This window comes from Clostridium saccharobutylicum DSM 13864 (assembly GCF_000473995.1).
Taxonomy (GTDB): domain Bacteria; phylum Bacillota; class Clostridia; order Clostridiales; family Clostridiaceae; genus Clostridium; species Clostridium saccharobutylicum.
The window spans coordinates 1,395,843-1,419,031 of the sequence record NC_022571.1; the positions used below are offsets into that span (position 1 = coordinate 1,395,843).

Annotated in this window: 20 protein-coding genes and 1 riboswitch; of the genes, 17 read left to right on the forward strand and 3 right to left on the reverse strand. The window is 28.4% G+C overall.

The features are described from left to right. The first annotated feature begins 9 nt into the window (after nucleotides 1-9). The 4 genes from CLSA_RS06015 (at nucleotide 10) to CLSA_RS06030 (ending at nucleotide 4,557) form a co-directional block, all read left to right on the forward strand. Nucleotides 10-1,317, forward strand: a complete 1,308-nt coding sequence (locus CLSA_RS06015; protein WP_022744518.1) for a glycosyltransferase family protein — start codon at nucleotides 10-12, stop codon at nucleotides 1,315-1,317. Then, nucleotides 1,318-2,583 carry a glycosyltransferase gene (locus CLSA_RS06020; protein WP_022744519.1) on the forward strand — a complete coding sequence of 422 codons (1,266 nt, stop codon included), beginning with the start codon at nucleotides 1,318-1,320 and terminating at the stop codon, nucleotides 2,581-2,583. Further along, on the forward strand, nucleotides 2,567-3,802 hold the full coding sequence (locus CLSA_RS06025; protein ID WP_022744520.1) for an O-antigen ligase family protein: 1,236 nt from the start codon (nucleotides 2,567-2,569) through the stop codon (nucleotides 3,800-3,802). The genes CLSA_RS06020 and CLSA_RS06025 overlap by 17 nt, the downstream gene beginning before the upstream one ends. 110 nt (nucleotides 3,803-3,912) lie before the next feature. Further along, entirely contained in the window at nucleotides 3,913-4,557 is a 645-nt protein-coding gene (locus CLSA_RS06030; protein ID WP_022744521.1) for a cyclodeaminase/cyclohydrolase family protein, read from the forward strand. Between the two features lie 119 nt (nucleotides 4,558-4,676). Here the strand turns inward: CLSA_RS06030 and CLSA_RS23390 are convergent, their stop codons facing one another. Further along, on the reverse strand, nucleotides 4,677-4,820 hold the full coding sequence (locus tag CLSA_RS23390) for a clostri-philic family protein (protein ID WP_022744522.1): 144 nt from the start codon (nucleotides 4,818-4,820) through the stop codon (nucleotides 4,677-4,679). A 111-nt stretch (nucleotides 4,821-4,931) separates the two neighbouring features. Continuing rightward, on the reverse strand, nucleotides 4,932-5,819 hold the full coding sequence (pdaA, locus tag CLSA_RS06035) for a delta-lactam-biosynthetic de-N-acetylase (RefSeq protein ID WP_022744523.1): 888 nt from the start codon (nucleotides 5,817-5,819) through the stop codon (nucleotides 4,932-4,934). A 209-nt stretch (nucleotides 5,820-6,028) separates the two neighbouring features. Between pdaA and ychF the strand changes: the two genes are divergently transcribed. From ychF to pyrE, 13 genes are all read left to right on the forward strand, one after another. Further along, complete coding sequence (gene ychF / locus CLSA_RS06040; protein ID WP_022744524.1) at nucleotides 6,029-7,126, forward strand: redox-regulated ATPase YchF; 1,098 nt, start codon at nucleotides 6,029-6,031, stop codon at nucleotides 7,124-7,126. 230 nt (nucleotides 7,127-7,356) lie between these two features. Beyond that, nucleotides 7,357-9,096, forward strand: coding sequence for a tetratricopeptide repeat protein (locus CLSA_RS06045; protein ID WP_022744525.1), 1,740 nt, complete (start codon nucleotides 7,357-7,359; stop codon nucleotides 9,094-9,096). A 284-nt stretch (nucleotides 9,097-9,380) separates the two neighbouring features. Beyond that, the gene (locus CLSA_RS06050) at nucleotides 9,381-10,358 is read left to right on the forward strand and encodes a type I phosphomannose isomerase catalytic subunit (protein WP_022744526.1); all 978 of its coding nucleotides are present in this window, start codon (nucleotides 9,381-9,383) and stop codon (nucleotides 10,356-10,358) included. Nucleotides 10,359-10,610: 252 nt separating this feature from the next. Beyond that, entirely contained in the window at nucleotides 10,611-11,465 is an 855-nt protein-coding gene (locus CLSA_RS06055) for an undecaprenyl-diphosphate phosphatase (protein ID WP_022744527.1), read from the forward strand. Nucleotides 11,466-12,121: 656 nt separating this feature from the next. Next, complete coding sequence (locus tag CLSA_RS06060) at nucleotides 12,122-13,219, forward strand: 6-phosphofructokinase (RefSeq protein ID WP_022744528.1); 1,098 nt, start codon at nucleotides 12,122-12,124, stop codon at nucleotides 13,217-13,219. Nucleotides 13,220-13,373: 154 nt separating this feature from the next. Continuing rightward, nucleotides 13,374-14,150, forward strand: a complete 777-nt coding sequence (locus CLSA_RS06065) for a serine hydrolase (protein WP_022744529.1) — start codon at nucleotides 13,374-13,376, stop codon at nucleotides 14,148-14,150. Between the two features lie 360 nt (nucleotides 14,151-14,510). Further along, entirely contained in the window at nucleotides 14,511-15,437 is a 927-nt protein-coding gene (gene pyrB / locus CLSA_RS06070; RefSeq protein WP_022744530.1) for an aspartate carbamoyltransferase, read from the forward strand. Beyond that, nucleotides 15,438-15,860, forward strand: coding sequence for an aspartate carbamoyltransferase regulatory subunit (locus CLSA_RS06075; RefSeq protein ID WP_022744531.1), 423 nt, complete (start codon nucleotides 15,438-15,440; stop codon nucleotides 15,858-15,860). Nucleotides 15,861-15,899: 39 nt separating this feature from the next. After that, nucleotides 15,900-17,096 (forward strand): dihydroorotase, encoded by a 1,197-nt coding sequence (locus tag CLSA_RS06080; RefSeq protein WP_022744532.1) that lies wholly within the window; start codon nucleotides 15,900-15,902, stop codon nucleotides 17,094-17,096. A gap of 62 nt (nucleotides 17,097-17,158) precedes the next feature. Continuing rightward, nucleotides 17,159-18,031: an orotidine-5'-phosphate decarboxylase gene (gene pyrF / locus CLSA_RS06085; RefSeq protein WP_022744533.1), complete on the forward strand. Its 873-nt coding sequence runs from the start codon at nucleotides 17,159-17,161 to the stop codon at nucleotides 18,029-18,031. A gap of 99 nt (nucleotides 18,032-18,130) precedes the next feature. Further along, nucleotides 18,131-18,874, forward strand: a complete 744-nt coding sequence (locus tag CLSA_RS06090; RefSeq protein WP_022744534.1) for a dihydroorotate dehydrogenase electron transfer subunit — start codon at nucleotides 18,131-18,133, stop codon at nucleotides 18,872-18,874. 19 nt (nucleotides 18,875-18,893) lie between these two features. Continuing rightward, a complete protein-coding gene (locus CLSA_RS06095) occupies nucleotides 18,894-19,790 on the forward strand; it encodes a dihydroorotate dehydrogenase (protein ID WP_022744535.1) in 897 nt (298 codons plus the stop codon). 65 nt (nucleotides 19,791-19,855) lie between these two features. Further along, nucleotides 19,856-20,530 carry an orotate phosphoribosyltransferase gene (gene pyrE / locus CLSA_RS06100; RefSeq protein WP_041716129.1) on the forward strand — a complete coding sequence of 225 codons (675 nt, stop codon included), beginning with the start codon at nucleotides 19,856-19,858 and terminating at the stop codon, nucleotides 20,528-20,530. An 842-nt stretch (nucleotides 20,531-21,372) separates the two neighbouring features. Here the strand turns inward: pyrE and CLSA_RS06105 are convergent. Then, the gene (locus CLSA_RS06105) at nucleotides 21,373-22,749 is read right to left on the reverse strand and encodes a DUF2334 domain-containing protein (RefSeq protein WP_022744537.1); all 1,377 of its coding nucleotides are present in this window, start codon (nucleotides 22,747-22,749) and stop codon (nucleotides 21,373-21,375) included. 285 nt (nucleotides 22,750-23,034) lie between these two features. Then, nucleotides 23,035-23,112: riboswitch (ZMP/ZTP riboswitch) on the forward strand. Nucleotides 23,113-23,189: the final 77 nt, after the last annotated feature.

Consider the following 23,189-nt stretch of genomic DNA (forward strand, 5'->3'; position numbering starts at 1 on the left):
GGAGGATATATGAAAATATTATTTATTGCCTGTTATTCACCATTAATAAATAATTCAGCTGCTATTGAAACATTACAATATTTAAATAAGTTAAGTGAAATTAAGGGGAATGAAGTTCATCTTTTGACTGTTAACTTTCCTAAAAACTCAATATACTATGATGAAGCATTAAGTTGTATGATGAGCGAAAAAATAAGACTTCATCTTGTTGACGGGGGAGCAGTATTCAAGAGATTAATGCCTATAAAGCCAGTTGAGTCTAAAGGAAATAATGAAAATAAATCAATTAAGAATAAAAGTGGCATTTTAAGGAAGGTTTTAAGAAAAGTAAAGAATGGCTTAGTAATACCAGATATGTATTATGGATGGGCTAAAAAGGCAGCGGTTTACGGAAAAGAGTTAATTGAAAGAGAAAAGATAGATGTTATTTTTTCTATGCATGAGCCTCCTTCTTCGCATTTATGTGCTTATTACATAAAAAAACAATATAAACATATACCGTGGATTACTTATTGGAGTGATCCATGGCTTAAGGATTCAACAAGGCAAAAATCTTTTATTCTTAAAAAGGTTTTAGAAAAGAAAATGGAAAAAAACATAGTTAATTTAGCAGATAAATTTATATTTGTAACAGAAGCTAACAGAAATGAATATTTAAAAGATTATGAAGAACTTAGAGATGGAACTAAAAAAACATTTATTTTAAATCGTGGATTTGATTCTAAATTATATCAGAGATTAGTTTCTGAAGAAGCACCAAAGCTTATAAAAAAAGATAAGTTAAATATGATATATACAGGAGAAATTTTTTCGAAGCTCAGGGATATAAAGCCTTTTATAAAAGCACTTGAAGAAATAAAGAAAGAGGATAGGGAATCATATAATTTACTTAATGTTTTATTTTTTGGAAATATAGATGATATCGACGGTAAAAAGAGATTACAAAACCTTGAAATAGCGAAAGTTTCTCCAAGAATACCTTTTGACGAAGCACTTAAATATATGCTTAATGGAAATGCATTGTTACTGTTTGGGAATAAAAATTCTAAACAAATACCAGCTAAAATTTATGATTATTTTGGAGCGAAAGGTAGAATATTTGTAATTTATGGCGATAAAAATGATCCTATTAAAAAGGTTGTTCAAGATAGTAAAAAGTGTATTGTTACTGAAAATGATACTGGAGAAATAAAAGAAAAGATTTATGAGATGATATATATGCATAAAAATGAGAAACTAGAATGTGATCCGGATTTTAATTATGAATGGAATTCTGTAGTGGAGAGATTAAATAATATATTAGAAGGATGTGATTAAATGCATATAATGGTTATTCCATCTTGGTATTCCTCTCCAAGAAACAAGGTCCATGGAAGTTTTTTTAAGGAACAATTTAAAGCACTTGCAAATAGTAATGAAAAAATTACGGTTGCTTATAATGAAATTTGGCCGATTACTATGTTTGGAAAGATTGATGAAAAAAAAGGCATAAGCTTTAATATAGAAGATGATCTTAGGACTTATAGATATAAAGATTATAATTACTTTCCTAAAAGCCCTCTTATGTTTAAAAGTTTTAATAAAAGAATGGATAAACTTTATCAAGAAATTATTAAAAATGAGGGGAAAGTTGATGTCATACATGCTCATTCTGCTTTTTGGGGTGGAATAGCAGCTACATATATAAGTAAAAAATATAATATTCCATTGGTATTAACAGAGCATTCTTCATTGAAATATGCAAAGTATGTAAAAGAGAGCTATAAGAAATATATTTATAATGCGTATGAAAATGCAAATTGTTTAATTGCTGTTGGAAGTGGATTAAAAAGGGAAATGCAGAAATATGTAGATCGAGATATTAAAGTTATTCATAATATGGTAGATTTAAAGCTATTTTATCTTGATGAATGCGATGAGAATAATGAATTAAAAATTAATTCAGAAAGATATTTGGATGAATTTAATAATAAGCCAAGCAAATTAAAAACAGATATTCTAGATATTGATAAAGACAAAAAAGTATCTCAGAAAAAAGAAAATGAATTTAAGTTTTTTTCATGTGCTTTTCTTGAAGAAGGTAAAGGTATGGAAGATTTAATTAAAGCATTTGCAGAAAGTTTTAGAGATGAAAATGTAACTTTAAAAATAGGTGGAGATGGTTCTCTTAAGACATTATTAGAGAAACTAATTAAAACGCTAAACATGGAAAAACAAATAAAACTTTTGGGTGCATTATCAAGGAAAAGAGTTTCAGAAGAAATGAGGAAATGTGATGCATTTGTACTGCCATCTGAACATGAAACTTTTGGAGTTGTTTATATTGAAGCTTTAGCATGTGGTAAACCTGTTATTGGAGCAAATAATGGTGGAGCAGAAGATATAATAAAAGATTATAATGGTATAATAGCTAAAAAGAGTGATATATCTGATCTTAGTAATGCATTAAGAAAAATCAAAGATAATTATAAAACTTATGATAAATACAAAATAAGAGAGAAAACAATTCTTAGCTATTCAGAGAAAGTATTAGTTGAAAAGCTAAAAGGAGTGTATAAAGAAGTATATGAAAGAAATAATTGAGAATATTTATAAGTTTATAGATAATAAATTTTATTTTAAGCTGTTATATTTATTTGTTAGCTTAATTTTTGTAACTATATTAAAAGATGTGCCAGGTTTAATAAATTTAAAAGACTTAGCACTTGCGTGGGGAATAATTTTAATTTTATTAATGATAATCCAAGATTATAAAAAAAGAAAAATTTATAAGTTTGATATTCCGTTAGCTCTTTTTATGGGAATCACTTTGATATTTACTATTTTTGTTTATAAAAATAGTGATGATATTAAAATGTGGATATTTAATTTAATTTTATTTATGGGTATATTCACAATAGATGTTTTTAGAAATAAAAAAGCACTGATCAAAGAAATGAATATAATAACGCATTTTTATGTAATATTTATGTTTTTTGCATCTATAGCGTCTCTAGTTCTTAGATTTTCAGGAGAAGCTATACAAATTGGTCAAATTGCATTTGGTGGTACGAAGGGGATATTTGAAAATGAAAATGCTCTTTCTATAGCATCATCGATAGCTATTGTAATGTGTATATATCTTTATAATGTGAGCAATAGCCATAAAATAAAGATTTTTTGGATGCTTAATATAATACTTCAAGTAGTAACTATGATTGGGTCGCATGGAAGAAGTGCATATTTATTAGTAGTAGCTGTATTATATACTTTTATCTTTGTATATAATAAGAATAAATATTTACGACGTATTTTAACAACAGTACCATTTATATTAGCAATATTAATTGGATTAGCATGTTATAATAACAGTAATGAAAGAGTTAGGGATTTCACAAGTGGAAGAACTAGTCTTTGGACTTCTGCATCTATAGTAATAAAAGAACATCCTTTGACTGGGGTTGGAAAAGGACAATTTTTAGAATCAGTTAGAAATGCACGTGAGACTGATGATTTACCAGGATTAGAAGCAGGGGGACTGCATGATATATACATACAAACTGCAACATTAAATGGTGGTGTTTCGTTATTATTGCTTCTTTCATTTTTTGGAATGATTTTAACTTTTATAATGAAACGCTTAGATAATTTAATAAGAAAAGAAAAATTGCAGATGTCAACATTAACAGCAATGGTCATAGGTATTCTAGCAGTAAATTTGTTTGAAAGTACATTGATATATGTGGTTAGCTTTATTTCAATGATATTCTGGATATACTTAGGGTATTTAATATCTATCCTAGATAATAAAAATATTGAATAATAAAAAGAATTAAGTGAAAAATAATTATGTTGTTAGTATGATTAGTTTAAAAATATGCCTTAAAGTTAAGGCGTAGAAAAAATATAGATATATAGATAGGGGCAATATATATGAAGTTTTGTGATGAAAGTATTAAGGTTTTTTTAGATGAATTAGGATCAGATTTATCAGCACCAGGTGGTGGGAGTGTGGCAGGACTTGTTTCGGCATTATCTGCATCATTAAATTCTATGGTATATTCATTAACAGTAGGTAAAAAGAGTTATTTATCATTAAGTGATAGTGAACAAAAAATGATAGATAAATTTCAAAAAGAATCTAAGGAATTCACTTTAAGAAGTTTAGATCTTATGGAAGAGGATAGAAATAACTTCCTAAAATTAATGGATTCTTATAAATTTCCAAAGGATAGTGAAGAAGAAAAGGAAAAAAGAAAATCTGCTATAAAAGAAAATACAATTAAATCTATGGAAGCGCCTTTAGCTTTATTGAGAGAAAGTTTAGGATTTTATGAAAATTTAAAGATAATGGCTAAGTATGGAAATAAGATGCTGTTGTCAGATTTAGGGATTTCAGCAATTTTACTTCATGCATCTATAGAAAGTTCTATAATAAATGTTAAAGTAAATTTAAATGCATTAAGAAGCGAAGAATTTTTTGAGAAAATTGATAATGAATTGAATGAAATAATGGAAAAATCAATTAAGGAAAAAAGTGCTATTAGTGAAGTTGTAGATTCAGTTATTTATAAATAGTAATAAAATAATAGTTTATATTACTTAAGGATTATCCTAAAAAATAACAAATCAATTTGCATAAAGAAGATATTTGATTGTAAAAGTGTAAGCAGTCAAATATCTTCTTTGTTTATATGCTATTGAATAGGTTCTCCCTTAAAGTTTTCATATTCAGGTTTGTTTTTAGGATTTCCTCCTACATTGTTTTGTTTATCATGAAGCTTTTGTCTTCTAACTCCTTTTTGCATTGGATTATCTGCACCATCTTTATGTACTACCATATTAAAACATCCTTTCTTTAAATAGTTTGTATTTATATGAAATTTTATTAATATATAGTTATTGTATGTTCTTAAAAATAAACATTAAGCTAAAATTTGATGTATTAGTAGCTATTCTGTAGGTAAGTCATTTAAAGATTTAAATTCATAACCTTCAGCTTGAAAGTTCTTAAGTACAGTTTTGAGTATTTTGGCATTTGTATCTGAAACAGCATGTAGAAGCATTATGCATCCAGGATGACCACCCTTACTTATTTTTTCTATAGCTGGCCCTTCAGAAGGTTGATTATTTACTAACCAGTCTTTATAAGCAAAACTCCAAAATATAGTTTTATATCCTAAATCTTTTGTCATTTGTAAAGATTGCTTTGAATATTTACCCATTGGAGGTCTAAAAAACTTTGGCATATCTTGACCTATAAGTTCTTTATAAGCATTTTCAACACCGGTAAATTCTTCTTTAAATTTCTCTTTGTCATGTATTGAAGCCATTGATGGATGATGTACTGTGTGATTACCAACAATGTGACCTTCAGCGACCATTCTTTTTACAAGTTCTGGCTCTTTGTCGATATAAGGTTTGACGACGAAAAATGCAGCTGGAATATTAAGTTCTTTTAATGAGTCTAAAATTTTACCAGTATTACCATTTTCGTAGCCTTCATCAAAGGTTAGGTAAATAACTTTTTTTGATGTATCACCTAAATAATAAGCAGAATTTTCTTTTAAAAATCCAATAGATTCCTTAGGTCCTTCAGCAATTTGATCTTTACCTTTTCCAACATAATACCAATTTAATTCGCCTTCATCACTAAAGAAAGAAAAGATATCACGTATATTATCAATGTCTGTAATATCTCCAAAATCACCGTCTTCTTGAAAGCATTCATTAATACTATTTTCTTCATCATCTGTTGCATAAGTACAATGAGGTAGAGAACCTAAAGCAAGACTCATTGCAAGTGAAGAAGCAATAGTAAATTTTAAGTATTTCCTCATATATTCACCTCAAATCTTATAAACTAAGTTGTCAAAGATAGTATTTGTAATTTATTTATTAATAATCATGGTAAATTTTATAGGTTAAATCCTGCTATAAAAACATAATTTTATAACATAAGTTGAAATAAAAAACGTTCTAGAGTATAATTTTTAAAGGTGTATAAAAGAAATGCTAAAAGTTAGAGATTAGAAAGGAATGTACATAGATGAAATTAGGTATGGTAGGTTTACCAAATGTAGGTAAAAGCACATTGTTTAATGCAATAACAAAGGCTGGAGCGGAATCAGCTAATTATCCATTCTGTACAATAGAACCTAATGTGGGTGTTGTAAGTGTACCAGATAAGAGATTAGATGTTTTAGAAAAAATGTACAATACAAAGAAAAAAGTATATACTGCAATAGAGTTTTATGATATAGCAGGATTAGTTAAAGGTGCTTCAAAAGGTGAAGGTTTAGGAAATAAATTTTTATCTCACATTAGAGAGGTAGCAGCAATAGTTCATGTTGTAAGATGTTTTGATGATGGAAATGTTGTTCACGTTGAAGGTTCTGTTGATCCTATTAGAGATATAGAAACAATAAACTTAGAATTAATATTCTCAGATTTAGAAGTTTTAGAAAGAAGAATGGAAAAGACAGTTAAGCTTGCAAGATCAGGTGATAAAACTGCTAAGACTGAATATGCAATAATGGAAAGAGTCAAAGAACAATTAGAAGCAAATAAGCCAGCTAGAACATTAGAAGTTACTGAAGAAGAAGCAGCATTTGTAAAAAGTTTATTCTTAATAACTTCAAAGCCAGTTTTATATGCTTGCAATATTTCTGAAGATAACGTTATGGAAGGTAACTTTGATAATGATTATGTTAAGAAAGTTAAAGAATATGCAGCAGAAGAAAAATCAGAAGTTATGGTTGTAAGTGCTAAAATAGAAGAAGAATTATCAGGTCTTGAAGATGATGAAAAAGCTGAAATGTTAAAAGAATATGGTTTGGATGAATCAGGATTAGATCAATTAGTTGAGACTAGTTATAAATTACTAGGACTTATGAGTTTCTTAACAGCAGGAGTTCAAGAAGTTAGAGCTTGGACAATAAAAAGAGGAACTAAGGCACCTGCGGCTGCAGGAAAGATCCATACTGATATTGAAAGAGGATTTATTAGAGCAGAAGTCGTTGGATATAATGATTTAGTTGAATGTGGTTCAGAAGCAGCAGCTAAAGAAAAGGGAAAATTCAGACTTGAAGGTAAAGAGTATGTAATGGAAGATGGAGATGTAGTTAACTTTAGATTCAATGTTTAATAAAAACATAGTTAAATAGGTTGACTAAATTAATTCTATAAACTAAAAAAGAGATTATCATTTTAAATTTATATAATTGTAAGTGATAATCTCTTTTTATGTGTCTAAATTGAATGTAAATGTTACAAAAACATGAAGAGTGGATGAAAAGTGGATTTTTGTATAGAATTTTGTTAGAATAAAAAATATGTACAAGTTAATTTTAGAAGATAGTAAGGTGCTGATCATTCATGGAAAATTCAGATAAAGAACATAAGAACATTTTTAAATCTTCAAAGTATTTAGTTCCGGCTATAACAATGTTCCTTTGTTTAAGTATAGCTACAGGAATTGTTGCAGTAACAAAGTCTTTAATGGGGACTAAAAAAGAAGATGTATCAATTGCTACAAATGTAGCAGAAGAATCATTTTATAATAAGAAATATGATGCTTCAATTAAAGAATATGAAGAGTTGCAAAAGGAAGATCAATGGCCAATATGGAATGTTAAAATAGCGGAAATTTATTCTACTGAAGGTGAATTTGTAAAATCAAATGAAATCTTACAAAAGAGTTATGAAACACGAAATAAAATTGTAGATACAAAAGACAAAGGAAAAGAAACGATTGAGGATAAAGATAAAGAATTAATAAATGATATAGTTCTTACATATCTTATGAATGGCGAAAATAAAAAATCCATAGAATATGGAGAAATGTTTTTGAAAGATTATCCTAATGATAAAAATCTATTAAAAACAATGTTTACAGTATACATAATAAATGGGCAAAAAGACAAAGCAAAAGAAGTTTTGGGGAATTATCAAGTAGATCAAGATGATGCAGCTGATTTAGCTGTTTTAGCTAGAATGAATATGTTGATTGATAACTTTGATAAGGGACTAGCTTTGTTAAAAGATGCATGGTACAAAGATAAAAATGAAATAAAAATACTAGATGTTATTACACAAATTTCTCAAAATAGTAAATGGGATATTTTAAACAAAATTTCAACTTTGCAAAAGAAAAATCCTAATGAACTTGCATACAAGATATGGATGGCAGAAATTTATGCATTAAACAAGGAAACATCTAAGGATGCCAATAAACTAATTAGTGAATTAGAAAATAAAGATGCTGGTTATATAAGTTTAAATCTTATTAAGGTTAATGTTTATAAAAATACAGGTGAAATGGAAAAAGCAGAAGAAGTTTTAAATAACATAGCAAGCAATAATCCAGATTCATTTATAGGATACTACGCTGCTGCTTATGAGAATTTGGCTGAAGGAAAGTACAAAGATGCTTTCATAAATGCACAAAGAAGTGTAATATGTAATAGGAATTATATAGAAAATTATACATCACTAATACCTGAAATAATGATAAAGCAAAACAAAGCTAATGCGATAGAACCATATTTTATGACTGCTTTGTATAAGGAACCTTTCAATAATAGTATTATAATTAAGATTGCAGAGTACTACAAAAATACCGTTAAGGACAGCACTAAAGCTTTATATTATTACAATTTGGCTTCAAAGATAAATCCAAGTGATGCTGATATATATTACAATATGGCATTGATAAAAATTAATAATCAAAGAGTTGATGAAGCTATGGAATTATTAAAAAAGAGCATTTCATTAAATGGAAAAGTTGCAAAATATCATCGAGCTTTAGGAAGTCTATATTTAAATAAGGGAAAAAATGATGATGCTATTAAGGAAATAAGAAGTGCATATGATATAAATAAAAATGATGTTTTGACATTGAATAATGCGGCATGTTATTACATAATTGTTGAAGGTGATTTAGATAGAGGAAAAGTTAATTTGAAGGCCTCATATGAAGGGATTAATGATAAAATAAGTGAAGATGATAAAACAAAAATAACTGAGAATTATAATAGAGTTAAAGCATTATCAGGTGAATATAATAAAAAGAGCACATCTAAGTTAACATTGTCAGATCTTAAATTATTTTATTAATATATATGTTGCTAAAAAATAATTTACACGAAAATAAGTAATAGTAACTTAACTTTTCTAAAAAATTTAAATAGCAATATGTATATTAAAACATAGTATGAGAGATTAAGATTTCTCAGAAGTTTAAATTGAATTTCTGAGGTATGTCTTTAATAATGGTTATTTTAATATTAAAATGATGAAAAATATCCATGGCAATTTTAGGTGGTTGTTTATTTTGATGTGCTTTACTATAAATTGCTTAAAATAATATAAATCTAAATAATGATGGTGAGGGGAAAAAGATGTATCCAATTAAATTTAAAAATCTATATTATGAAAGAATTTGGGGAGGAAAAGATTTAGAGAAATTTAGAGATAATGTTCCTAGTGGTATAATAGGAGAAAGTTGGGATATTGCATGCCACAAAAATGGTACTGGTACAGTTATAAATGGACAATTAAGAGGAAAGTCTTTTGATGAAATAATAAAAAAATATGGAGAGAGACTTTTAGGTAAAGAGATAAGCTCTCAGGAGTTTCCACTTTTAATAAAATTAATAACTGCTCAAGACAAGTTATCAGTTCAAGTTCATCCTGATGATGAGTATGCCAATAGGGTTGAAAAAGATTCGGGAAAGACAGAAGCATGGTATGTAGTTGATGCTCAAGAAGGGGCTTCACTAATAGTTGGGACTAAAGACTGCGATAAGGAAAAATTTAAAAAAGCAATTAATGAAGGAAAGTTGGATAAATACTTAAACAAGATTCCTGTAAAAAAAGGAGATTTTTTTTATGTCCAAAGTGGATTAGTTCATGCAATATGTGAAGGTGTTTTAATTGCTGAAATTCAACAAAGTAGTGATACTACATATAGAGTATATGACTACAACAGAGGAAGAGAAATACATGTAGATAAGGCATTAGAGGTTATCGATTTTAATCTTAAAGGAGAAAATTCACAAGGAATTGTTATTAAGAAGAATGGATATGACAAAACATATCTTTGCTTAAGTAAGTATTTTACTATACAAAAGTATGAAGTTACTGATTCTGTTAAAGAAGACAGTGATGAAAAAAGATTTTATTTATTCACTTGTGTTGAAGGTAATGGAACAATAAAATATCATGGAGGAGAAGAAAAAATACTTATGGGAGATAGTATTTTAATTCCTGCAACTCTTGGAGAATATGAATTAGTTGGAAACTTTACATTATTAAAGAGTTATGTCCCAGACTTAGAAGAGGAAGAAAAGAAAATTTTAGATGTAGTGAAAAGATAGTATATAATTTTTAAGGCACATGAAAATAAATAATAGACCAAATCATGTAAAGTGTATTTTGAGACAGACAAGTAAGCAATTTATGATCATAGCGGATATATTAGCTTAAATTGTTGATGCGGTATGGTGAAAAATATATTAGCATACTAATCTATTATCTTTTGGATTGTGTCTAAATATGAGCTATGTTTACAATATATAGATATGTTATTATAATTAATAGGAAACATAATGGAAAGAGAGTGATAATTAGTGGGATTAGATATTTTATTTATATTAAAAGCTATTATTATAGCTATAGTGGAAGGGTTAACGGAGTTTATTCCGGTATCTTCTACGGGGCATATGATACTTGTATCAAATGTTATAAATTTCAAAGGTGAATTTGTAGACATGTTTGAGGTGGTAATTCAATTAGGTGCAATATTAGCAGTAGTAGTTTTATATTGGAAGAAGATAAAAGATAGTGTAATTGAATTCTTCATTTACATATTTACAGGTGGGAAAAAAGGAAAAACAGGTTTTAATTTTGGTATAAATGTTTTAATAGGAAGTATCCCAGCGGGAATAGTAGGAATGCTATTTTATAAGAAAATAAAGAGTCTATTTAAGCCGGAAGATGTAATTGTTGCATTTATAGTTGGTGGTATTTTATTAATAATAATAGAAAATATATTTAGAAAGAATAAGAAGCATGCTACAAAAAGTATAGATGACATAACGCCTATGCAATCAATAAAAGTAGGATTATTTCAAGTGCTTTCAATGTGGCCTGGAATGTCAAGAAGTGCATCAACTATAATGGGAGGTTGGGTTTCTGGACTTTCAACTCCAATAGCTGCTGAATTTTCATTTTTTTTAGCAATTCCAGCTATGGTTGGATCAAGTGCAAAAGATCTTTCTGAATTTGATTTTTCTAGTATGAATATGACTTTATGGATTGCATTGATTATTGGATTTATTGTTGCATTTATAGTTTCTATAGTTGTTATGGATAAGTTTGTAGCTTATTTAAAGAAGAAGCCTATGAGAGTTTTTGCTGTATATAGAGTTGGAGCAGGAATAGTGTTGGCTATACTTACATTTTTCGGATTTGTTAAATTGTAATATATATAATTTATGAACATAAGTTTTAGAATATTAAATTATATTCTTATTATAGTAGAACTGTTAAGTAGAGATATTGATAAGTTGTAAAACAAAATGTTAGAATGTTGATTTATATTTGCTAATATTATTAAGTAATTATAAAAAATAGAACTAAGATAGAAAATAGTCTTAGTTCTATTTTTTTTATAATTTTAATATATTTGAATAAGTTTAAATCTTAAATATATAATTATATATATTAGGTTATCAGGTTTATTAAATAAGACATTCAAAAGAAAATTTATATTTCTATATGTACAAAAAGTCTTATTTATATGCATCATAATATAAATAAATTTCATAAATAAAAAATAAATTTAAAGATACACTTTAAAAAAGATACTTTAATAATAACATTAAAAATATTGTTAATTTAAATTATGTAAGAAAGATTACATTATTTCTTAAAAAATGAATAATTGTAAATTGATTCTTTTCAGAAATTAGAGTTTGTGGTATTATTAAGTAAATGAAAGTAATCGTATACTAGTGTATTTGTACTCTTTTTTATACAACAAAAGATTGAAAAAATTTTTTAACAAATGGTCAGAAAATAATGAAAATTTATTTGTAGTAAGATTTGTGAAAAAAATTATGGTATAGGAGGAGTTAAAATGGCTGACGATATAAAAAAAATAGCATTACTTACTGGAGGGGGGGATTGTCCAGGATTAAATGCTGTTATAAGGGCTGTAACAAAATCAGCAATATTAAATTATGGGTATGAAGTTATTGGATATAAATTTGGTTATAAGGGATTATATAATAATGATTTTGTTCCTTTGAATTTATCGTCTGTATCAGGCCTCATATCAAGAGGCGGAACAATTCTTTATAGTTCGAATAAAGATAATTTGTTTGATTATCAAGTTGAGGAAAATGGAAAGATAATAAAAAAAGATGTATCAGATGTAGCAATTGAAAATCTAAAAAAAGAGAACGTCGATGTTTTAGTTGTAATAGGAGGAGATGGAACACTAACATCAGCTAGAGATTTTTCAAGAAAAGGAGTTAAGGTTATAGGTGTTCCGAAAACCATAGATAATGATTTAGGTTCTACAGATATAACATTTGGATTCAATACGGCAATAGATATAGCAACGGAAGCCTTGGATAGATTACACACAACTGCAGAATCACATCATAGGATTATGATTCTTGAGGTTATGGGAAGAAATGCCGGATTTATAGCACTAGAATCAGGAATAGCTGGCTCAGCAGATGTTATTTTATTACCTGAAATCCCATATGATATTAATAAAATCATAGAAAAGATAGAGGAAAGAAAAAAGGAAGGAAAGCTGTTTACAATAATAGTTGTAGCGGAAGGTGCAAAATCGAAAAATGGAGACGTTATGGTTGCTAAAATTGTAGCTGATAGTCCTGATCCAATAAGACTTGGCGGCATAGGAAATAAACTGGCAGAAGATTTAGAGAAAATGGTTAATGGAAGAGAAGTTAGGTGTACAGTGCTTGGGCATCTTCAAAGAGGTGGAATTACATGTACATTTGATAGAATATTATCAACAAGATATGGTGTTGCAGCTGTAGAACTTATTAATAATAGGAATTTTGGAAGCATGATTTGCTTGAAAGGTAATAAAATTACTTATGATAGTTTAGAAAATGTAATTGGAAATAATAAAAAAGTAGATCCAAATGGTGAATTAGTAACTATAGCAAAAAAAATAGGGATATCATTTGCTGATTAATAAAATAAAGTATTAATTTTAATTTTATAATTAGCACTAATAATATATTTAGGCATAGGAAAAAATAAAGGGTCAAGCTAGTTGGAATTATGACTTTCTATTTTTAAATATGCCTTAAGATGCAGTAACAGTATTTTAGAAAGTGGTGGGGATTATGAAGGAAATTAAACAGTATTTAGAATCTAGAATAGGAACATATTCATTATTTTTTGAAGATTTGCAAGGCAATTATAGTTATGGATATAATGAAAATGTGCAAATGACAGGTGCAGGCTGTATTAAACTTCCAATAGCAGTATCTGTAATAAAATATGTGGAAGATGGGAAAGCTTCATTTTTAGATAAAATTAAAATTGAAGATAATGATAAAGTTTATGGAACAGGAATACTTCATGAATTTAATAATAGAGAGTATACTTTATTTGAATTATTAGTCGCAATGCTTATACAAAGTGATAACACAGCAGCTAATAAGTTTATAAGCATAGTTGGAAAAGATAGAATTAATCAAGATATAGCAGCTCAAGGATTAAAAAATACTAAATTAAATAGAAAGACATCTGATGAAAGTGAAGAAGATAATAGAACTGAGAATATAACAACTGCATTGGATTTATCAAAGATATGGAAACATTTATATAATGCGAGTTTTTTGAATAGAGAAAATAGTACAATGCTTATTGACATATTACAAAGGCAGCAAATGAAAAATAAATTAGCACTTTATATACCAGATGATATGAAATATGAAATATCGAGTAAAACTGGAGATAAATCTAATGTTGAAAATGATACTGCATTAATTCGTACTAAAAAGGGAGCATATACATTTACTGTTCTTTCAATGGGTGTTCCCAATAGTGTTTATGGAACAGTAACACTTGCTAAGTGCGGAAAAATGATGTGGGATGATATAATTAATAATTTCTAAATAACTATATGTTAATGATTAGCAAATGAGATCTGTTAGCAAACGTATTTGTTATTTAACATATGTACATAATAAGTAACACATAATGTTTTATGGGTTACTTATTATTTTTATTGACACAGACTTAATAAAATGTTATCCTTACAAAAAGAAAAGCCTTTAATTTGGTCCAGAGAGATCGATAAGGAAGTTATGTAATAAAACACATTTAGGATTATTATGCCTTCCTTTATATAAGGAAGGCTTTTTTATAAGGTATATTAAAAAAATAACTAATCAATACATTTGATTTAGTTCATATGCCTAAAATAATTTTTACCTTTAAATTAACACGGAGAGGTTAAGAAGGAGTGAAGATAAATGTCAAAAAATATTAAACACTTGATAGAACCAATGGATTTCACAGTAGGAGAATTGGGTGAAATCTTTAAGTTAGCACATCAGATTATTTCATGTCCAAAAGAATTTGCACACATATGTGATGGCAAAATTTTAGCAACTTTATTTTACGAACCAAGCACAAGAACTAGATTAAGTTTTGAAGCAGCAATGATGAGACTTGGAGGTAAAATTTTAGGTTTTTCAGAACCAGGATCCAGTTCAGTATCTAAAGGAGAAACATTGGATGATACTATAAGGATCGTATCTATATATTCAGATATTATAGCTATGAGACATCCAAAAGAAGGAGCCGCCAAAGTAGCAAGTCTTTATTCAAATGTTCCAATAATCAATGCAGGAGATGGTGGACATCAACATCCAACTCAAACATTAGCGGATTTATTAACAATTGAAAGTTTAAAAAATGGATTAAGTGGTCACACAATAGGAATATGTGGGGACTTAAAGTTTGGAAGAACTGTACATTCATTAATTAAAGCAATGTCAAGATACAAAGATAATAAATTTGTACTAATTTCACCTAAAGAATTATCAATTCCTCAATACATAAGAGAAGAAGTTTTAGAAAAAAATAATATTGAATATGTAGAAGTAGAAAGATTAGATGATGTAATTGGAAATCTTGATATATTATATATGACGAGAATTCAAAAAGAAAGATTCTTTAATGAAGAAGAATATCTAAGACTTAGAGATAGTTACATACTAGATAATCAAAAAATGAAGATGGCTAAAGAAGATATGATAGTAATGCATCCATTACCAAGGATAAATGAAATTGCTAAAGAAGTAGATGGTGATTTGAGAGCTGCATATTTCAAGCAGGCTGAATATGGCATGTACGTAAGAATGGCATTAATTATTAAACTATTGGGGGTAATGTAGATGTTAGAGATAACAAGTATTAAAAATGGGATAGTAATTGATCATATTGAAGCCGGAAAAGGAATTAAAATATTTAATTATTTGAAATTAGATAAGCAAGGTTATAGTGTGGCATTAATAATAAATGCGGATAGTAAGAAGCTTGGAAAGAAAGATATAATTAAAATAGAAAATTGCGGAGATATAGATTACACAGTACTAGGATTACTTTCTCCTACAATAACTATAGACGAAGTGAAGGATGAGAATATAGTTAAAAAGGTTAGTCCTACATTACCATCTAGAGTACAAAACATTATAAAGTGTAAGAATCCAAGATGCATAACAAGTGTAGAGACTTATGTGCCACATTCATTTGTTTTAGTAGATAAAGAAACTGGAAGGTATAGATGTGAATATTGCGACGAAATAACAAAACTTTAAACATATTCAAAATGAGTATTAAAGCAAGGAGTGTTAAAAATGGATCTTTTGATTAAAAATGCAAGGATTATAGATGCAACTCAAGATTTTACTGGATATATATATATTAAAAAAGGTTTGATAGAAGAAATATCCAAGGAAATTAAGAAAGATAATGTCGAGGTCTTAGATTGTAAAGGAAAAACTTTAATGCCTGCATTTATTGATACTCATGCACATTTTAGAGATCCAGGTCTTACATGGAAAGAGGATATAGAAAGTGGTTCTAAGGCTGCATTAAGAGGCGGATATACTGGGGTCTGCTTAATGGCAAATACTAAACCTATATGCTCTTCTAAAGAGACATTAGATTATGTAAGAAATAGATCAAAAGAACTTAATTTGATAGATATACATCAATGTTTATCAGTTACAAAGAATTTTGATGGAGTTACTTTAAGTCATTTACAAGAATTACAGAATGATAAAGAAATAAAAGCTATTTCGGATGATGGTGTTGGAGTTTCTAATTCTAATATAATGCTTGAAGCTATGAAAATTGCAAAGGAAAATAATTGGGTAATAATGTCTCATGCTGAAAGTCCAGAGTTTTCAAAGGTAGATATGAGAATAGCTGAGAATATGATGACTTTGAGAGATGTTGAGTTAGCTAAACTGAGTGGCGCTAGACTTCATATGTGCCATGTAAGTACTAAAGAAAGTATTAAGCATATTATTGATGGAAAAATGAGCGGAGCAAATGTAACTTTAGAAGTTACACCGCATCATATTGCGCTTACAAGAGATATAAATGATTATAGAGTTAATCCACCAATTAGAGAAAAAGAAGATGTTGAATCTATTATAGAAGCTATAAAATTAGGAATGGTTGATACTATAGGAACAGATCATGCGCCTCATACTGAAGAAGAAAAGAAAAAGGGTTCTCCAGGAATGGTCGGATTAGAAACAGCATTTCCAATTTGTTATACAAAATTAGTTAAAGAAAATAATATCTCATTAAATAAACTAAGTGAATTAATGTCTTATAATCCAGCTCAACTTTTAGGAATGAATAAAGGAAAAGTTAGCATTGGTGTAGATGGAGATTTAGTTATAGTAGATTTAGATAAAAAAATAAAAATAAATAAAGAAGAATTCGCGTCAAAGGGCAAAAATACACCTTTTGAAGGAATGGAATTCTTTGGTGAGGTAGTAGCTACAATAAAAGGTGGTTCAATCAAATATAAAAAATAATATAAGTGTAAAAATATAAACTTTTATACAAATAGATTTGAAAAAATTAGGAGGACTTTAAAATGACAAGTTACATAATTGATAAATTATATGATAGAGTTGAAAAAAGAGGTGTTGTTTGTGTAGGACTAGATACCGCCTTAGATTATGTGCCAGAGCACATTAAAAACGGCAGAACACCAGGTGAAGCGATATTTGAATTTAACAAACAAATTATAGATTCAACTTATGATGTAGCAGCATGTTTTAAAGTTCAAATTGCATATTATGAAGCGTTAGGAATTGAAGGGTTAGTTGCATATAAAAATACACTAGACTACTTAAGAGAAAAGGATGAAATAATAATAGCAGATATCAAAAGAGGAGATATAGCGGCTACTGCAAAGATGTATGCAAAAGCTCATTTTGAGGGAGATTTTGAAGCGGATTTTATAACATTAAGCCCATACATGGGAATGGATAGTATAGAGCCTTACTTACCTTATTTGGAAAAAGGAAATAAAGGTGTTTTCAGCTTAGTAAGAACATCTAATCCTGGAGCAGAGGATATTGAATATTTAGATACAACTGAAAATAAAAAAGTTTTTGAAATAGTAGCAGATAAAATAACAGAAATGGCTAAAAATTGCGTAGGAGAATGTGGGTATACTGCAATAGGTGGAGTTATTGGATGTACTCATGTTGAAGAAGGTAAAAAAATAAGAGCAAACTACAATAATATGTTCTTTCTAATTCCAGGCTATGGTGCACAGGGTGGAACTGCAGAGGATGTAGCATTGTATTTAAATAATGGAAATGGTGGAGTTGTTAATTCTTCAAGAGGGATATTACTTGCATATAAAAAAGCTAATAAGCCTGAAGAATTTGCATTATGTGCTAGAGAAGAAGCTATAAAGATGAGAGATGCTATAAGAAAAGCCGTAAAGGAAGCATAATTTTATAGTAGTTAAAGAAAAATTTTAATACAATTTAGAGTTTGTATAAATTAAAATGCGCGATTTAATTTTAGAGTATACAATAATAGGAGGTAAAGTATGGCTATAACTTATAGAAATGCGAAGGTAATATCAAATGATGAAATTTGTAAGGATATATATAAATTAATTGTGGAAGATGAGAGCAAAATAAAAGCAGGACAATTTTATATGTTAAAACTTAATGGAGCAACATTTCTTCCAAGACCAATAAGTATATGTGATAAGACAGAAAATAAGTTAACATTTCTATATGCGGTTGTTGGTGAAGGAACTAAAGAATTTGCAAAGCTTAGAGAGCATGATGAAATAAGTCTTACAGGACCTCTTGGGAATGGGTTTGATTTAGAAAAAGATTATGGACGTGTTGCATTGGTATGCGGAGGGATAGGAACTGCACCTATGCTTGAACTTTCAAAAAGATTAAGAAATAAGAATGAAGAACAAAAAATTGATTTATATGCAGGGTTTAGAGATGATGTATATTTGATTGATGAACTTAAGGAATATGTGAATGAAGCCAAGGTTTCTACTAACACAGGTAAACATGGACATAAAGGTTTTGTTACGGATATTTTAAATGTGGAAGAATATGATACTATTTTATGTTGTGGTCCAGAAATCATGATGAAAAAAGTAGTAGAGATGTGTAAAGAAAAAAATGTTAGTGTATATGTATCTATGGAAAAACATATGGCCTGTGGAGTAGGAGCTTGCTTAGTGTGTACGTGTAAGACAAAAGATGGGCATAAGAGAACTTGTAAAGATGGTCCTGTTTTTGATGGATATTATGTAGAATTATAAAACCAAAGGAGGAATTGAAATGTTAAAAGTAAATATTAATGGAGTTGAGTTTAAAAATCCTGTAATAGCTGCATCAGGGACCTTTGGTTTTGGTGAAGAATTTAATAATTTTTATGATGTAGGGATTCTTGGAGGCATATCTTCAAAGGGACTTACAATAAATCCAAAAGAAGGCAATGAAGGAATAAGAGTAGTTGAAACTGCTTCTGGAATGATGAATTCAGTAGGCTTACAAAATCCAGGAATAGATTCGTTTATAAAAAATGAACTTCCACATATGAGAAAGTTAGGCACTAATGTTATAGCTAATATTGGTGGAGGATGTTTAGAAGATTATGAGGAAGCTGTAAGTAAGATTAATGATACAGATGTAGATATGATTGAACTTAACATATCTTGTCCTAATGTAAAACATGGTGGTATGGCGTTTGGAATAAAATCAGATGTAGCATATGATGTTGTAAAGAAAATTAAAGGTATAGCTAAGAAACCACTAATGGTTAAGTTATCACCCAATGCAGAAGATATAGTAGATATGGCTGTGAAGTGCGAAAAAGCAGGAGCAGATTCGATTTCACTTATAAATACACTAAAAGGTATGGCCATAGATGTATATAAAAGAAAGCCAGTGTTTAATAATGTTACAGCAGGTCTCTCAGGTCCAGCAGTAAAACCAATTGCACTTAGAATGGTTTATGAAGTAGCACAAGCAGTTGAAATACCAGTAATAGGACTAGGTGGAATATCTAGCGGTAAAGATGCTATTGAGTTTATGATGGCAGGGGCTAGTGCAATACAAATAGGAACTATAAACTTTGTAAATCCGATGGCAGGGAAAGATATAATTGAAGAAATGGAACAATTCCTTAAGGAACAAGGAATTAAAGACATAAATGAAATTGTAGGAATAATATAAGGCATATCTAATATTTTATGTGTGTAGAAGAAAATACATATTTAAACGTAACGGAGGAGTTAAAGATGAAAGCTTATAAAAAAGAATTTATTGATTTTATGATAGAGTGTGGAGTATTAACATTTGGTGATTTTGTAACTAAGAGTGGAAGAAAGACACCTTTCTTTGTAAATACAGGAAATTATCAAACAGGAAGTCAACTAAGCAGACTTGGAAAATTCTATGCAGAAGCTATCAAAGAGCATTTTGGAGATGACTATGATGTATTATTTGGACCTGCATATAAAGGAATTCCATTAGGAGTTACAACTGCAATAGCTCTTTCAAGTGAATTTGATATTGATGTTAAATACTGCTCAAATAGAAAAGAAGTAAAAGACCACGGAGATAAAGGAATACTTTTAGGAAGCAAGTTAAAAGATGGAGATAAAGTATTAATTGTAGAAGATGTTACAACAGCAGGAACTTCAATCTATGAAACAATGCCAATATTAAAGAGCCAAGGAAATGTTGATGTTAAGGGTCTTATAATATCAGTTGATAGAATGGAAAGAGGACAAGGAGAACAATCAGCATTAGTTGAAATAAGAGAAAAATTTGGATTCAAGACTTGTGCTATAGTAACTATGGCTGAAGTTATAGAGTACTTATATAATAAAGAAATTAACGGAACTGTACTTATTAACGATGAAATAAAAAGCAGAATTGATGATTACTATAAACAATATGGAGCTAAATAATTAAAAGTGTCACAAATTACAGGTATTGCGAAATAGTAAAGTTTCGTGATACCAACCGAAATGTTACACATATATGTTTCGCAGGACTAGGAAAATTTCATTGGGAGTTACTAAATGAGAGGTTGCATCACTTACAGATTGCTCCAAAGGCAAGCTTTAGACAATCAATAAGTGAACAACCTCTCATTTAGTAACTCCAACAATTCATTTTCCAATGCCTGCGAAACATATATGTGTAACATTTCTTTGTTCTGAATGTGCCTAATCTCTAGTTATACAAACAAAATGCAGAGGCTTCATTTTGGCTTATATATATTTAATACATGATATAAATTTATATTTGATATCTATATACGAAATACTTAAAGTTATTGCAATGAAAAGAAATATAATAGACATATAGATAAGTAAATTACTAATTAGATTTATACTTTGAAATATACTTAATACCATTTCTTTCGGTGGTTACCACATAGGTCTAATTTATTATAATAAAATAACAATCTACTTTGATTAATGAATTGGGTTATAAGCTTTCAATATATTAAGAATTAATTATTAATACTATGAATTTTTATGGATGAATATACAAACAAAGAAATTAGCCACATGTTTGTGAAATAGGCATTGAAAATAAGCTGTTGGAATATCTTAATGTTAGGTTGTCACACTTTAATTTGTCCAAATTTTATATTTGGAGCAAATTGAAGTGGGTACAATCTAACATTTAGATATTCCCAGCGAAATTTTCTTAGTCCTATGGAACAAATATGTGGCTAATTTCGGTAAGATATCGCTAAACTTTAATGTTTAGCAATACCTATGATTGAAGGAATAGTACTTTATTTTTTTATAAGTTCATCAATATGAACTGTAGTATATCCATTATCTTTAATAGCTTTAACCATTTTTTGTAATGGAGAATTTTCATCATATTGAACATTTAAAGTGTTGTTGTCTGTATTGAAGTTTATGAAACTAACTTCAATAGATGGATGATAGAAAAAGCTATGCAATACGTCAGGATTATTTGTATTAAGGCCATCAACTATACAGTTATCATTAGGATCTTGTATGAAGCCTAATGGTGTTGGTACAAATAAATTATTAGTCTTTGTTTTATAAATATTTCTTTTATTATTATCAAATGGTTCGAAAACAAATTGGAAATATTGACTTATTATAGTTTTCTGAAGTTCAGTATCTCTGTAGTGTGGACTTTCGTAGAATGTTATAGGAATATTTAAAGCACTTGCAGTGTCGATACCATTTTCAATTACAGATCTAGTTTCTTCTTCTGTATTATTAACATCTTTAGATAGTTCTTCACCTACGGCACTTCTATCATTACCAGATTGATGAGTATAGCCATGAAGTCCTATTTCACCACCTTTATTTACCATATAATCTAACAAGTCTATAAAGGCAACATTTGTTATGTTATCATTTGATAACATGTCATTATCAATATTATCTGTAGGAGCTTTAAATCTAGGAATCCAAGCTACATGGAATTTTATGCCTTGCGAATAAAGTAAATTAACCATGCACTTTACTCTTGTTTGATTCTTGTCCACAAAATTAGAGTCTCCACAGGTGAAGTCTTCAAATCTAATCATAGCTATTTTTTGTGTATATGCAACAGATGATTCTTCAGGTGTTTGTATGTTATTAGGTAGTAAACTTATAGTTTTATTATCAAAATCAAAAACGGCAATAAGATCGAAAAGTTGCTCTATATCAGAAATTGATATAAAGTATTCATTATCTTTCTTTAATAAATTACCACGTAAAGAATTAGTATTATCATCTTTAGTATATGAAGTCTCAGTTAGAGAAATTTCATGTTCTGTATTTTTTAAAATTATAGAATCATCAGAGTTTTGCACTTGATAATTAAGTTTATTACATATAAAGCTAACTGGGATATAATATCTTTGAGCTTTGAGCAACATAGGTACATTTTTTATATTTTTTTTATCTAAAATATTTAAAGTTATGTCATTAACGTTTGTTACAGGCATATCATTAAAATTAATTTTGGATGTATATGTACTCTTGAAAGTGTTTGTAGGTAACGATCTAGAATAAATTTTATCGTTAATAATAGTTAGGTTGTTTTGGAAGAAATTATAATGAGAAAGCACACTATATATTATAAATAAAACTAATAGTAATGCTAAAAAAGAAAATATAAATTTTTTAGATTTTTTGTTCATTTTAGTTCTCCTTTGGATGTGTAGTAAAATATTTTAGGTAATTATACCATTAATTTATGTCAATTTTGTGTTAGTTAGATAAAAAAGTAAACAAAGTCAATAATAAAATAAAAATTATAAGATTAATATCAATATTATATACCAAAGTTTTAGTTAATATAAATATAATCCGAAATTTATCATATATAATAGAAAGTTATATTTAAGAAAATTAAAATTTGTATATTTGTTATAATATTATTTTATTGACAAGTTAATTGTTTTGGTATTATTATAATTATAAGAAATTAGTCATATGACTGACGGAAGTGGAGTTACCACATGAAGTATGACTATTAAAAGCCGACCGTCTGGGCAGAAAAGCCCAGACAGTCGGCTTTTTTTATATATTAGGTACAATTAAGAAAATAAATTCAAAAAGAATTTTAAGGAGGAAATAC

Excerpts from the sequence above, each read along its gene's own strand:
- CLSA_RS06015 (WP_022744518.1), top strand. The coding sequence starts at position 10 with ATGAAAATATTATTTATTGCCTGTTATTCACCATTAATAAATAATTCA.
- CLSA_RS06020 (WP_022744519.1), top strand. The coding sequence starts at position 1,318 with ATGCATATAATGGTTATTCCATCTTGGTATTCCTCTCCAAGAAACAAG.
- CLSA_RS06025 (WP_022744520.1), top strand. The coding sequence starts at position 2,567 with ATGAAAGAAATAATTGAGAATATTTATAAGTTTATAGATAATAAATTT.
- CLSA_RS06030 (WP_022744521.1), top strand. The coding sequence starts at position 3,913 with ATGAAGTTTTGTGATGAAAGTATTAAGGTTTTTTTAGATGAATTAGGA.
- CLSA_RS23390 (WP_022744522.1), bottom strand. The coding sequence starts at position 4,820 with ATGGTAGTACATAAAGATGGTGCAGATAATCCAATGCAAAAAGGAGTT.
- pdaA (WP_022744523.1), bottom strand. The coding sequence starts at position 5,819 with ATGAGGAAATACTTAAAATTTACTATTGCTTCTTCACTTGCAATGAGT.
- ychF (WP_022744524.1), top strand. The coding sequence starts at position 6,029 with ATGAAATTAGGTATGGTAGGTTTACCAAATGTAGGTAAAAGCACATTG.
- CLSA_RS06045 (WP_022744525.1), top strand. The coding sequence starts at position 7,357 with ATGGAAAATTCAGATAAAGAACATAAGAACATTTTTAAATCTTCAAAG.
- CLSA_RS06050 (WP_022744526.1), top strand. The coding sequence starts at position 9,381 with ATGTATCCAATTAAATTTAAAAATCTATATTATGAAAGAATTTGGGGA.
- CLSA_RS06060 (WP_022744528.1), top strand. The coding sequence starts at position 12,122 with ATGGCTGACGATATAAAAAAAATAGCATTACTTACTGGAGGGGGGGAT.
- CLSA_RS06065 (WP_022744529.1), top strand. The coding sequence starts at position 13,374 with ATGAAGGAAATTAAACAGTATTTAGAATCTAGAATAGGAACATATTCA.
- pyrB (WP_022744530.1), top strand. The coding sequence starts at position 14,511 with ATGTCAAAAAATATTAAACACTTGATAGAACCAATGGATTTCACAGTA.
- CLSA_RS06075 (WP_022744531.1), top strand. The coding sequence starts at position 15,438 with ATGTTAGAGATAACAAGTATTAAAAATGGGATAGTAATTGATCATATT.
- CLSA_RS06080 (WP_022744532.1), top strand. The coding sequence starts at position 15,900 with ATGGATCTTTTGATTAAAAATGCAAGGATTATAGATGCAACTCAAGAT.
- pyrF (WP_022744533.1), top strand. The coding sequence starts at position 17,159 with ATGACAAGTTACATAATTGATAAATTATATGATAGAGTTGAAAAAAGA.
- CLSA_RS06090 (WP_022744534.1), top strand. The coding sequence starts at position 18,131 with ATGGCTATAACTTATAGAAATGCGAAGGTAATATCAAATGATGAAATT.
- CLSA_RS06095 (WP_022744535.1), top strand. The coding sequence starts at position 18,894 with ATGTTAAAAGTAAATATTAATGGAGTTGAGTTTAAAAATCCTGTAATA.
- pyrE (WP_041716129.1), top strand. The coding sequence starts at position 19,856 with ATGAAAGCTTATAAAAAAGAATTTATTGATTTTATGATAGAGTGTGGA.
- CLSA_RS06105 (WP_022744537.1), bottom strand. The coding sequence starts at position 22,749 with ATGAACAAAAAATCTAAAAAATTTATATTTTCTTTTTTAGCATTACTA.